Genomic DNA, 12347 nt, shown 5'->3' on the forward strand with positions numbered 1-12347 from the left:
CTCGTCAGGTTCAGGACTTCACGGCGCCGGCCGCGAGACCGCCGACGAAGTACCTCTGGAACACGAGGAACAGCACGAGCACGGGGATCGAACCGAGGATGCTCATGGCCATCACCTCGTTCCACAGGTAGTTGTTCTGACCCATGAGGAGTTGGATGCCGACGGGCACGGTGCGGCGGTCGTCGGTTTGCGTGAGGGTGAGCGCGAACAGGTACTCGTTCCACGAGATCATGAAGGTGTAGAGGCCGACGGCGACCATGCCGGGAACGGAGATGGGCACGAAGATCCGCCACAGGATCGCCATCGCCCCCGCCCCGTCCATGCGGGCGGCCTCATCGAGCTCGCGCGGGAGACTGTCCAGGTACGCGGTCATCATGATGATCGCGTAGGGCAGCGTGAACACCACGTAGGTGATGATGAGCCCCTGGTAGGTGTTGTAGAGCTGCAGCCCGACCATGATGCCGAAGAACGGGATCAGCAGCGTGATCGGCGGCACCGCCTGCACGCCGATGATCACGACGCGGATGATCGACTTGCCCGCGAACTCGTAGCGGCTGAAGACGTAGGCCGCCAGCAGCGAGATCACCAGTGTGATGATGACCACGGCGATGGCCACGATGTAGCTGTTGACGAAGTAACCGACCTTCACGGGATCGGTCAGGACCGAGACATACGACTGGAACGAGAACGAGCTGTCGACGAGCCGCGGCGGGTAGGCGAAGATGTCGGCGTTCGACTTGAACGAGCTCGACAGCATCCACACGACCGGGAACGCCGCGAACACGGCTCCTGCCAGCAGCCCGATGTACAGGAGCACCCGTCCCACGGTGCGTCGGGTCCTGGTCTTCATGACGATGGTCACAGCTGGCTCGCCTTCCTCTGCTGGCGCACGTAGAAGATCGCGACGAAGAGGGAAGCGATCAGGATCAGCACGGCGCTGGTGGAGGCCATCGAGAACTGATAGCTGTTGAACGCCAGCTTGTACGTGTAGGTGCTGAGCACCTCGGTGTGGTTGATCGGGCCGCCGCCGGTGGTGGCCCAGATGAGCGTGAACTGCTGCGTCGTCCAGAGCAGGTCGAGCAGCGCCATGCTGTAGAGGATCGGCCGGAGGGCGGGCAGCGTCACGCTGACGAACTGGCGGATGAGTCCCGCGCCGTCGACGCGCGCGGCCTCGTACAGCTCGGTGGGAACGCCCTGCAGTCCCGCGAGCAGGCTGATCATGAAGAACGGGTACCCGGACCAGATGTTGATGACCGTCACCGCGATGAGCGCCGTCGCCGGCGTCGCCAGCCACGGCACCGCCTCGTGCAGGATCCCGAGCGTGGTCAGGACGTAGTTGATGACGCCCGACGGGTCGAGCAGCAACCGCCAGAGCACCGCCACGACGGTCGCGGTGAAGATCCACGGGAGGATGTAGATCGCCCGGAAGATGACTTTCGGCAGCGTGTGGACGAGCTTCGAGTTCAGCATCAGGGCGAACAGCACGCCGATGGTCATGTGGATGACGACGCTGGCCACGGTGAAGATCAGCGTGTTGCCGACGGAGTTCCAGAAGTTCGGGTCGGTCAGCACCGTGACGTAGTTCGCGACGCCGACGAACTGGGGGTTCTGGTTGGTGACGACATTGTCGAACAGCGAGTAGCCGACGACGATGACGACCGGTACGACCATGAGCCCGAGCACGAGCAGCACGGTCGGCGCGATCAGGAGATAGGGCTCCAGCCGCCCGCGTCGGCCGTGCGCCTGCGGCGCCGGCTGCTTGCGTGGCTGGGAGGTGGTGGTCGTCGCCGTGTCAGGCGAGGAGACGGTCATGAGGGTCCCTTCCCGGATGGCCGGCCGCATCCGTTCCCCGGATGCGACCGGCCGCTCGGTCAGAAGCAGGTCAGAACTGCTTCTTCCACTGGTCCTGGACGTTCTGCAGCATGGTGGACGTGCTCTGCTGGCCTGCGACGTTCTTCTGGAACTCGGTCAGGAACGACGTCATCAGCTGGTCGGCCGCGGGCAGCCCGACGAACTCGTTGACCGGCTTGCTCTTCTGGTAGATCGCGAAAGCGTCCTTGAAGTGCGGGTCGGCGCCGGTGAAGTCGGGCGTGGCGGTCTTGTTGCCGGGGAACCCGTTGGCCAGGGTGGAGAGCTTGGAGTTGGCCTCCTTGCCCATCAGGTACTGGATGAACTCCCACGCCTCGGTCGCGTGCTGCGTCTTGGCCGACATGCCGATGCCCCACGACGCGTACATCATCCCGCGGGTGCCGCTGTAGCCGTCCTTGGCCGGCTGCGCCGAGACCGTGAACTTCAGGTCGGGCGCGCCCTTGACGATCGTCGTCGCGTGGGCGAGGGAGTCGATCATCATCCCGACGCGGCCATTGATGAAGTTGGTGACCTTGTCGGTCTCCTGCAGGCCGTTCGCCCCGGGCAGCACCGCGTTCGCGTTGACGAGGTCCTTGACCAGGTTCACCGCACCCGTGACATCGGGGTTATTGGTCAGGTTCGGCTCGCCGTTCTTGAGCATGCTCCCTCCCGAAGCCCAGGCCCACGACAGGATGTCGTTCTGGGCGCCGTTGGGGTTCGTCGTGCCCAGCGGGACCACCCAGCCCTTGACGCCGTTCTCGGACTGGCTGATCTTCTTGGCGTCCTCCGTGAACTCGCTCCAGGTGGACGGCGGCGTGGTGATGCCGGCCTTGCTCAGGATCGCGTCGTTGGTGAAGAGAGGGTAGACGAAGTTGACCGTCGGGATCATGTACGTGCTGCCCTTGAATTGGACCTGGCTGGCCAGCTCGCTCGGGTCGTACTTCGCCGCCTTCATCGCATCGCTCAGGTTGTAGAGGGCGCCCTGCTTGTACAGCGGGTTCACCCATGCTCCGTCGAGCCCGACGATGTCGGGGAGCGTGCCGGAGGCCGCTTGCGAGATGGTCTGCGTCTGAAGCGACGCGAACGGTGCGCTGATCAGCTTGACGGTGATGTTCGGGTGCGTCTTCTGGAAGGAGTCCACGATGCCCTGGAGTGCTCCGTTGGGCATCTCGGGCGCCCACCATTGCGAAAACGTCAACGTCACCTTCTGGTCGGAGCCGCTGCCCCCACCACCACCTGTGCAGCCGCTCAACGCCAGGGCCGCCGCGGCAGCGACCGCGGTCGCGCTGAGCGCCCAACGGACGCGGCGACGCGGCAACCGAGCTTCGTTGCTCATGATTCTCCCCTCACTGGAAGACTTGCTGTTCTATTCTGCTTTTTGCAGCTATTTGCATGTTATTCCTCTCGAAATCGCATGGTCAAGCGAGAAGATGCAGACAGTTACCAACTCGTGATGAGCTATGCACGCATAGCGGTGCTGTTCTATGCTGTTTTCTACTGGAGTTGGCGAAGGAGCATGCACATGGGGGAGCCAGTGAGCGAACCGCGGGACGCGGAAGAGACGGACGCCGACCCCGCCACCGCGAAGCGGTTGCCTGCCGGGCGGAAGGTCGAGCTCGCCGCCTACGTGTCAGAGGTCGGGGAGGTCACCGTGGCCCGGCTCGCATCGCACTTCCGCGTCTCCCTCGACACCATCCGGCGCGACCTCGACCAGCTCGACGCCGAAGGCCTGGTGATCCGGACCCACGGCGGCGCCGTGAGCCTGGCCGCGGGCAACCGTCCGGACACCGAGCTCGAGGTGCGGCTGCACGTGCAGGCCGACGCGAAGGAGACCATCGGGATGCTCGCGGCCTCCTTGGTCGAGGACGGATCGGTGATCATGCTCAACGGAGGCACCACGACACTCGCCGTCGCCAGGCACCTCCGCAAGCATCGGAACCTCACGATCGCCACGAACAACCTCCGCATCCCCGCAGAGATCTCGCCCGCCGTGCTGCGCGACATGTACATGTTCGGCGGGGCCGTGCGCACGCTCAGCCAGACGACCACCGGTCCGGTGTCGCTGCGGCTGATGCCGGGGACCAACGACATCGAGCTGCAAGCCGATCTCGCCTTCATCGGCGTGGGCGCCGTGTCCGCCGAAGGCGGCTACTCCACGAGCAACCTCAGCGACGCGGCGATGATGGAGGCGATGATGGAGCGCGCGACGCGCGTCGCCGTCCTGGCGGACTCGGCGAAGTTCGACCGCCGGCTGTTCGCGCAGGTGGGTGCGCTCTCCTCCGCCGACTACTTCATCAGCGAGAAGCGCCCGCCCAAGGACCTCCTGACGGCGCTGCGCCGCAGCAAGGTGGAAGTGATCGTGCCGGAGGACGGCCGCTGACGCATCGCCGCGCGCTCGCCTTCACCACACGCGGATCCGTGAGCGACCTGCCGTCAACCCGGCGAGCGGGCCGGCCGCGCCCCGTCAGTGCGTGCGGAGATACTGCTCGAGCGCAGCGTCGATGTGCTGCTCGGCTGCTGCCCGGGCGACCTCCGGCCGGCCGTCCTCGATCGCGGAGATGACCTCGTCGTGCTGTTGCTCCACGACCTGCATCCACGCCGAATCGCTCAGGTTCGACACTGTCGAGACCGCGATGCGGTCCCACACCCTCCCCAAGGCGTCCAAGAGCATCGGATTTCCCGCGCTGCGACCGATCGCGCGGTGGAGCGCGAGGTTGGCCATGGCGGCCGCGCGCGGCGTCGGGGCAGCAGCCACCGACTCCGCTGCTTCGCGGATGAGCCGGACCTCCTTCGGCGCCAGCTCTCCGCGGGACTGGCGCTGGGCCGCCAGCTCGGCGGCCAGGCCTTCCAGGCGCGCGCGCAGCACGTAGAGCTGACGGACCTCGTCGCCGCTCAGCGTGGCGACGGCGACGCCTTTCGCCGCGCCCACCACGAGGCCGTCGGCGCGCAGCCGCCCGATGGCCTCGCGGATCGGAGTCCGGCTGACTCCCAGCTCTTCCGCGAGGGCGGCTTCGGTCAGCCTCTCCGCCGGAGCCAGCTCTCCGTTCGAGAACTTCCTTCTCAGGGCCTCGTAGACCATGTCGGCGCTGCCCGCTGAAGCATCCGGTTCTGCTCTCATTGCCTGCAGTGTATTCATTGTGTGCGTTCCGGCATAGTGGACGCGCCCGCCCGCGCGTGCGCCGACGCGCCGAGGTAGCTCTCGAGGATGTCCTGCCCGGTGCAGAACACCGCGTCCTCGTGACCGAGGATGTACGCGAGCGCCTCATCGACGTATCGCGCACGGTGGGGCGCTCCCATGATGTACGGGTGCACCACGAGGGCCATCACGCGGGGAATCCCCGTGGCGATCGCGTCCTCCCTGAGCTGGGTGAACTGATCGATCGCCCGGTTCCGGTACTCGGCCGCCGGGTGGTGCTGGATGAGCATCATCGCCACGTCGTTGCATTCCTGGGTGTAGGGGATGCTCGTGATCCGACCCGAGCGGGTGGTCAGCGAGGTGGGCAGATCGTCGAGCACCCAATCGCAGACGTAGTCGTAGCCTTCTTCGACGAGGATGTCGGGCGTCTCCCACGTCTCGGTGAGACCGGGTCCGAGCCAGCCCCGGGGCCTGACTCCGGAGGCACGTTCGATCGCCTCGGTCGTGAGCCGGATGTCCAGTCGCTCGTCGTCGACCTTCTGCATGTTGCGCTGCGTGAGCCCGTGTCCGATGAACTCCCACTCGCGTGCGATCGCGGCCTCCACGATCGGCGGATACGAGTCGATCGCGGCGCCGTTGATCGCCAGCACCGCGGGAATGCTGTGCTTGTCGATGATGGAGAGCAGTCGCCAGAAGCCGACGCGGTTGCCGTACTCGTGCCACGCCCAGTTGGGGATGTCGGGAGTGGGAACCCCGCCGGCGGGAGGAGTCGTCAGGACGGTTCGGGGCATCGGCTGAAGCGGGTCCCACTCCTCCACATTGACGATCAGCCACACGGCCACGTTGGCGTCGCCGGGAAGGGACACCCGGTCGGCCCGGCTGTGGATCGGGCTGTATTCGATTCGCTCAGTGGGAAGCATCTTCCACTCCTTTTCCAATGGTGACGGTGAGACGGGGGATTCCGTCGATATCGACCGCGACCTCATCGCCGGGGACCAGGGACGACACTCCCGCGGGCGTCCCGGTGAAGATGAGGTCCCCGGGCCGGAGCTCGTAGTCGGCGGACAGGTGGGACACGATCTCGGGAACGTTCCAGATCATCAGGCTCAGCTGCGTCTGCTGCGCGATCGAGCCGTTGACCGTCACGGTCAGCGCGGCGCTCTCGAGGTCGCCGACGGCCGCCGCGGGAACGAACGGGCCGACGGGCGCGGAATGATCGAAGGCCTTGCCGGCCTCCCAGGAGAGGCCCATCGCCCGGCAGTCGCGCTGGCGGTCGCGGCGCGTGAGATCCAGGCCGGCGGCGTAACCCCAGACCACCTCATTCGCGTGCTCGACCGGGATGTCGAGCGCGCGGGCTCCGATGGCCACGACCAGTTCGCCCTCGAATTGGAAGTCGGCGGTGCGCGACGGGTAGGGAACCGTCGCGCCGTCTTCGACGACGGCGTCCGTCGGCTTCTGGAAGAAGAAGGGGTCGTCTCGCTCGTCGCCCTCCTTCATCTCCCTGATGTGGTCGAGGTAGTTCCTGCCGACGCAGTAGATGCGCCTCACGGGGATGCGATCCGGTGAACCGGCGATGGGCGCCGATGTCTGCGGGATCGTCCAGAGCTGGGTCATGGCTTCCTTTCGGTTGGTTCCGGAGTGGCGAGCGCGCCGGGAGGCGGCCAGTGGCCGTGCGAGCGCGCCCGTTCGAGCAGGTCCGCCGTGTAGCGGGCGGCATCGTCGACCGCTTGCCGATCGGAGGGCCGGGTCAGCTTCCCTTCTCGCTTGAGAAGGCGGCCATCGGCGATGACGGTGTCGATGTTCTCGCCGCGCCCCTGGCGCACGAGGTCTTCGTACGGATCCCCCGGCGGCTGAAGATTGCTGTCGCGGCGGATGAGGACGAGGTCGGCGCGCTTTCCCGGCGTGATCGATCCCGTCTCGTGCGAGAGCCCGAGGTCGCGAGCCCCCTCGATCGTCGCCATGGCGAGCAGTCCCCGCGGCGTGACGACCGACCTGCCCGTTCGCGCCAGCTCGACGGCCTCGAGCGCGCGCAACGTGCCGAGCACGTCCGGGGAGGTCGGCATGGCCAGCGTGTCGGTGGAGAGGGAGACCGAGACGCCGGCCTCGAGGAATTCGGTGAGGAGAGGGAATCCCATCGTCCGCAGCTCGGTGATCGGGCTGAGCGAGATCCGCGTTCCCGTGCGTGCGACCGCCTGGATGTCCGCCGGCGACGCGTGCACGGCGTGGACGATCTGGACGTCGCTGCCGAGCAGGCCGTTCTCGGCGAGCAGACCGAGACCGCAGTTGCGGCAGTTGTCTTCGCGGAGGCAGCGGTCGCAGTGCATCGTGATCGGCAGATTCAGCGAGCGCGCGGTGTCCCACTCGGCCTGCCAGACGACCCGGGGCGTTCGGTACAGGCCGCGCAGGGCGACGCCGAAGTGGATCAGGCCGCGGGTGCGGCTTTCCGGCCAGCGTTCGAGCAGGCGCGGAAGGTCCTCGAGGTCCATCGGGTGGTCCGACGCGGTGGAGTCGCGGGGACCGTAGGAGAACCGCCCCCGGATGCCGGCGTCGAGCTGAGCCCGGATGTTGAGGTCGGCATCCTCCGGCGACTGCACGTTGTGGTCCCAGTTGTGGACGGACGTGATGCCGGCGGCGATGGCCTCCGCGAGGCCGAATCGTGCGGCCCAGTAGAAGTCCTGGCTCGTGTAGACCGGGGCGAGCGCGCGCTTGACGGCGAAGTAGTCGCGCCCCGGCGCGTCGGAGACGACCCCGCGCAGCAGGCTGTTCCAGAGATGCCAGTGCGTGTCGACGAAGCCGGGCAGTGCGATCATCCCGTCCCCGTCGATGACGAGGTCGTACGAGCCCTCCCCGGCGGAGGCGGTCACGTCGACGATCGTCCCGTCGACGATGGCGATGTCGGCGCGCGGCAGATCGCCGATCTCCGGGTCCATGCTCAGGACGGTGACGTCCCTCACGAGAACACTCTGGGGCTGAGCGGTTTTCACCAGTGAACTCCTAACACGATGGCCAAGATCAGGCCGTAGCAGACGACTCCCCAGCGGATGAAGCGGGCCGGGATCCGCCGAGCGACGAGGACCCCCAGTCGGCCGCCGAGGAAGCCGGTGACTGCGAGAGCCAGCGCCTCCGGCCAGGCGACGGGGGCGAGAAGGGTGAAGAAGAGTGCGGAGACGCACCCGACCACGAGGGAGAGCAGTCCCTTCAGCGCGTTGATCCGGTGCAGGGAATCGTCGATGAACATGCCGAGCGCTGCGAGCATCATGATTCCCAGCCCGGCGCCGAAGAAGCCGCCGTAGATCGAGATGACGATCTGGGACGTGACGAGGGCCGCCGTGCGGGGCGACCGCGTTCGGAGGCGCGACTTCAGCGCCGGCTGGATCGCGAGCAGAACAGCCGAGCCGGCGATCAACCAGGGCACGAGGCTCCGGAAGACGTCGGACGGGACCTGGAGGAGGAGGAGCGAACCGGCGAGGGCGCCGACCATGCTCACCAGCGAGAGGAGCACGATGCGTCTGCGTTGGCCCGCCAGTTCGGGCAGGTAGCCCAGACTCCCGCCGAGGTAGCCGGGCGCCGCCGCGACGGCGTTCGTCACGTTGGCGGGGATCGGCGGCAGTCCCGTCGCGAGAAGGGCCGGGAACGAGATCATGGATCCGCCCCCGCCGACCGCGTTCACGGCGCCGGCGCCGAGCCCGGCTACGGCGAGCAGCAGCCACGAGTACGGTGCCATCTCCACCCTCCTTTCGAGCGAGGTCGGGTTCAGCCGTCGATGACGGCGGTCGCCTCGATCTCGATCAGCAGATCGGGATCGGCGAGGCGCGAGACCTCGACATGGGTGCGAACGGGGCGGTGACTGTCGAAGAACCGCAGGTACGCGGCATTGACCGCCGCCTGGTCGCTCATCCGGGTGTTGTAGATGACGACCTTGACGATGTCGTCCTTCGTCCCGCCGACCGCACGCACCAGATTGTGGATGTTGGCCAAGCAGGCCTCGGTCTGCTCCTCGAGAGAAGCCTCGGCCGCCGGCTTCTGCCCGCTGACGCCGATGATCGGGTACGTCTGGCCGGACAGGTAGACCGTGGTTCCGGAAGTCTTGACGACCGGGGCGAACGGGGGCCGTGCCAGACCGGTCGCTTCTGCCAGGGAGGCGGACCAATGCGCCTCCAGCCCGGCGTCGATGTACTCATACATACTGATCTCCTCGTTTCGTGAATGGTCCGCGGGTCAGGACGGCGAACACCAGGGCGCCGAGCAGGATGCCGACGGGGTACGCGAGGTCCGCTCCGTCGAGAGCCTGCCGCGACACCGAACCCACCAGCACGGCAGCGGCGTTGTGGCTCTGGGCGAGGTCCGATCCCACCGCCGTGCTGGAGAACGGAAGTGCGCCGAGGTAGCCGATGATGATCGCCGCCAGTGCCGCCCAGCCCGGGCGGAGCGCCGAGTTCCGCGTCGTCGCGGTCTTCATGAAGAGGGCGAGGTCGGGCTTGCGCGCCCAGACCACGATCCAGATCCCGACGAAGGGGCCGATCCAGTACGTGGCCAGAAGGAGGACGTTCGTGAACTTGTCGCTGAGGTTGCCGCCCTCCAGATAGAGCGTCAGAGCCAGGGCGACAGCAGCGACGATCGCGGTCACCAGCGGCCTGGGCAGGCGGATACCCGCTCCGAGGATCTGCAGTCCCGCGGAGTACTGGGCCACGGCCGCATTGGCCACGACGCCCAGGTACATCGCGACCATCACCAGCACGCCGATGGCGCCCCCTCCGACCAACCCGTTGATCGAGGCCATCGGTGAGCTCCCGGTGAGGAGGGAGCTCGCGGTGAGGCCCAGGACCTCGACCCAGGTGCACGCCACCGCGATCCCGGTGAACGTCGCCCAGAACAGCCGGGGCTTCGAAGTGGATTGCGGGAGGTACCGGCAGTAGTCGGGCGCATTGTGCGCCCAGCCGAAAGCGAACCCGAAACTGATCGCGGCCAGGAGGAAGAACGAGCCGACTCCGCCTGTCGTGGCTTTGGCGGCAGCCGTCTGGACGCCCCCGACGTCGGCCAGGACGACGACGGTGATGAGGATGAATCCGGCCGCGACGACGAAGGCCATGACACGTTCGAACAGATGCAGGATCCGGTAGCCCGCGACGCTGACCAGCCCCTCCAGGAGGAACACGAGGAGGATCGCGACGGTCGGGTTCAGGCCGAACGCCACCTCCAGCGCCTGAGCGCCGAAGATGGCGCCCAGCGCGATGAACGCGATGCTGGTCAGCGCGGCGAGGACACCCGCGACGCCGGTGAGCCGACCGAACGGGACGCGCGATTGGGCGAGGCATGGCAGACCGGTCGTGGGTCCGGTGAGGCCCAAGGCCGCCGGCCCGATCACTCCGAGGACGTTCCCGAGGACGATGGCCGCCGTCGCGGCCCAGTAGTTGAGGTTCAGACCGCCTGGACCGCCGATCACGCCGAGGAACAGCGCGCTCGGCACGAGCTGGGCTGCGAACCACAGCCCTCCGACATGCCAGGGCTTGCCGTGGCGTTCGGCTGCGGGGATCGGCGCCAGGCCCGTCCATTCGATGACGGACGTGCTTTGCGTGATCGGCCCTTCGATCGGGATGTTCTCGGTATCCATCGGTTGATTCTCCTGTTGTCGCCGTTGATTCTTGGAGCTTCGCGGTGGCCGGTGACGTCGCGTCCCGACCGATGATTGAATGCTATGTGCGCATTGCATGCAATGTCAACCATGATCCTCGACCGGAAGGGAGCGACACCTAGATCAGGTGCTCCCGCGCAGCGTACGCGGCGGCAGCCGTGCGTGAACCGAGGCCGAGCTTCAGCAGGATGTTGGCGACATGCCGGTGGACCGTGTGCTCGCTGACCGTCAGTTCGCGGGCGATGTCGGCGTTCGTCATCCCGCGGGCGATGAGGCGGAGGACCTCGCGCTGGCGCGCCGTGAGGCCGGTCGGCTCCGTCGGGGAACGCACGCCGAGCTCGTCGAGGATCGCGGCGGCGGCGGCGCGCTGCTCGGCCGCTCCGGCAACGTCGCCGAGTGCCGCTAGGGCGTCAGCGAGGGAGCGCCGGCTGTGCGCCTCCTCGTAGCGCAGCCCGGACGCAGCGAACCACCGCACCGCCTCGCGCCACCAGGTCAGCTCGGGAGCCCCCGACGACACCGACCCGGTAGCGGCCGCCGCGAATCCGCGCAGCGGCTCCGTCGCCACCCGACGGGCGATGGCGTCGAGCTCGCCAGCGAGTCGTCGCGCGTCGTCCAGGTCGTCGATCGCCACCGCCGCGGCCACGGCCGTCGGCAGCACGGCCGCGCGGGCGAGCAGGTTCGCCGACGGGATCGCGTCGAGGAGGCCGGACAGGTCCAGCCACGCCGCCGCCGGCTCCCCCTGGTCGATCCGGAGGCGCGCCCGGCTGACGACCGCCGGACCGAAGAACTCCGCCTGCCGCAGGAGGGCCTCCGCCTCCGCGAGCCGCCCCTGCCGGCGGCGCAGCTCGCCCAGCTCGGCGACCGCTTCGACCCGGGACTCCCGTCGGGACCCGGAGAGCGTGTCCAGCGTGCGACGCAGCTGGGCGTCCGCCACCGTCCACGAGCCGCGCGAGACGAGGATCGCGGCGTACTGGATGCGGCACACCGTGGTCAGCGGGGCGAGCTCGCGGGCCGCGCTCATCGCCTCCACCCGCGCGCACCACTCGGCCGCCCGCTCGATGTCCTGCGACTGGCGGCAGGCGACGATGAGCCAGCAGCAGATCTTGCCCATCCACATCGGGTCGGCGACGTCGCCCGCGGTCGCCGCGGCGACCGCTCCGTCGAGCAGGTGCATCCCTGAGTCCACATCGCCCGCCATGACCAGCGCGAGCCCCGAGTACGCCTGGCCGGCGAACGCCAGATCGTCGTCGGCCAGCTCCCTGCCGATCGCGCCGGCGACGCGGGCGGACGCGAGCGCGGCGTCCGTGTCGTCATCGAGGGTGAGCGCGAGCTCCGCGCCGCGGACCGCATGCCAGCCGTGCTCCGCGTGAACCGGGAGGCCCTGCAGGAGATCGGCGGCGCGCGCGTACCATCCCCGCGCGACGGCGGCTCCCCGCCCGAAGAGGACGGCGTCCCACGCCAGCGACGTCGCGGCGCGCGCGGCGCCCAGGTCGTCGCCGCGCTTGCGATACCCGCGGTAGGCGGCCTCGCGCGAGGCCAAGGATTCGTCCCCGTCGTCGAGCCACCAGTACGCCTGCGCCAGACCCTCCCGGGCCTCGGGCGCCTCATCGCCCTCCAGGGCCGCCAAGAACCCGCGGACGGCCTCGGCCCACGCCCCGCGTCGGAGGGCGTCCTGGGCCGAGGCAAGCGCCGGCGACTCCATCACGAGGCCAGCTTCGCCCGCGAAGCGCC

Annotated in this window: 13 protein-coding genes; 2 read left to right on the top strand and 11 right to left on the bottom strand. The window is 68.1% G+C overall.

Annotated features, from left to right (window positions below; genetic code table 11):
- Positions 1-10: 10 nt before the first annotated feature.
- The 3 genes from HNR13_RS18835 to HNR13_RS18845 all read right to left on the bottom strand — a co-directional run bounded on the left by HNR13_RS18835 (position 11) and on the right by HNR13_RS18845 (position 3016).
- Positions 11-862 (bottom strand): carbohydrate ABC transporter permease, encoded by an 852-nt coding sequence (locus HNR13_RS18835; RefSeq protein WP_343063620.1) that lies wholly within the window; start codon positions 860-862, stop codon positions 11-13.
- On the bottom strand, positions 859-1812 hold the full coding sequence (locus HNR13_RS18840; RefSeq protein ID WP_179608214.1) for a carbohydrate ABC transporter permease: 954 nt from the start codon (positions 1810-1812) through the stop codon (positions 859-861). Before HNR13_RS18840 ends, HNR13_RS18835 begins: the two co-directional genes overlap by 4 nt.
- A 70-nt stretch (positions 1813-1882) precedes the next feature.
- Positions 1883-3016 (bottom strand): ABC transporter substrate-binding protein, encoded by a 1134-nt coding sequence (locus tag HNR13_RS18845; RefSeq protein ID WP_246312814.1) that lies wholly within the window; start codon positions 3014-3016, stop codon positions 1883-1885.
- Between HNR13_RS18845 and HNR13_RS21720 the strand changes: the two genes are divergently transcribed.
- Together HNR13_RS21720 and HNR13_RS18850 are read left to right on the top strand one after the other, a co-directional pair.
- On the top strand, positions 2991-3302 hold the full coding sequence (locus HNR13_RS21720; RefSeq protein WP_246312815.1) for a hypothetical protein: 312 nt from the start codon (positions 2991-2993) through the stop codon (positions 3300-3302). The two genes, HNR13_RS18845 and HNR13_RS21720, sit on opposite strands and share 26 nt — an antisense overlap.
- Before the next feature lie 68 nt (positions 3303-3370).
- Positions 3371-4228: a DeoR/GlpR family DNA-binding transcription regulator gene (locus HNR13_RS18850; RefSeq protein WP_179608217.1), complete on the top strand. Its 858-nt coding sequence runs from the start codon at positions 3371-3373 to the stop codon at positions 4226-4228.
- Positions 4229-4312: 84 nt separating this feature from the next.
- Here the strand turns inward: HNR13_RS18850 and HNR13_RS18855 are convergent, their stop codons facing one another.
- From HNR13_RS18855 to HNR13_RS18890, 8 genes are all read right to left on the bottom strand, one after another.
- The gene (locus HNR13_RS18855) at positions 4313-4966 is read right to left on the bottom strand and encodes a GntR family transcriptional regulator (protein WP_179608218.1); all 654 of its coding nucleotides are present in this window, start codon (positions 4964-4966) and stop codon (positions 4313-4315) included.
- A 14-nt stretch (positions 4967-4980) separates the two neighbouring features.
- Positions 4981-5904, bottom strand: coding sequence for a polysaccharide deacetylase family protein (locus HNR13_RS18860; protein WP_179608220.1), 924 nt, complete (start codon positions 5902-5904; stop codon positions 4981-4983).
- Positions 5891-6598 (bottom strand): fumarylacetoacetate hydrolase family protein, encoded by a 708-nt coding sequence (locus HNR13_RS18865; RefSeq protein ID WP_179608221.1) that lies wholly within the window; start codon positions 6596-6598, stop codon positions 5891-5893. Before HNR13_RS18865 ends, HNR13_RS18860 begins: the two co-directional genes overlap by 14 nt.
- Positions 6595-7938: an amidohydrolase family protein gene (locus HNR13_RS18870; protein ID WP_179608223.1), complete on the bottom strand. Its 1344-nt coding sequence runs from the start codon at positions 7936-7938 to the stop codon at positions 6595-6597. The genes HNR13_RS18865 and HNR13_RS18870 overlap by 4 nt, the downstream gene beginning before the upstream one ends.
- A 26-nt stretch (positions 7939-7964) precedes the next feature.
- A complete protein-coding gene (locus tag HNR13_RS18875) occupies positions 7965-8708 on the bottom strand; it encodes a sulfite exporter TauE/SafE family protein (protein ID WP_179608225.1) in 744 nt (247 codons plus the stop codon).
- A 29-nt stretch (positions 8709-8737) separates the two neighbouring features.
- Entirely contained in the window at positions 8738-9169 is a 432-nt protein-coding gene (locus HNR13_RS18880; protein ID WP_179608226.1) for a RidA family protein, read from the bottom strand.
- Positions 9162-10595 (bottom strand): purine-cytosine permease family protein, encoded by a 1434-nt coding sequence (locus tag HNR13_RS18885; protein WP_179608228.1) that lies wholly within the window; start codon positions 10593-10595, stop codon positions 9162-9164. Before HNR13_RS18885 ends, HNR13_RS18880 begins: the two co-directional genes overlap by 8 nt.
- 139 nt (positions 10596-10734) lie before the next feature.
- On the bottom strand, positions 10735-12318 hold the full coding sequence (locus tag HNR13_RS18890) for a LuxR family transcriptional regulator (RefSeq protein WP_179609675.1): 1584 nt from the start codon (positions 12316-12318) through the stop codon (positions 10735-10737).
- Positions 12319-12347: the final 29 nt, after the last annotated feature.

The organism is Leifsonia shinshuensis (genome assembly GCF_013410375.1).
Taxonomy (GTDB): domain Bacteria; phylum Actinomycetota; class Actinomycetes; order Actinomycetales; family Microbacteriaceae; genus Leifsonia; species Leifsonia shinshuensis.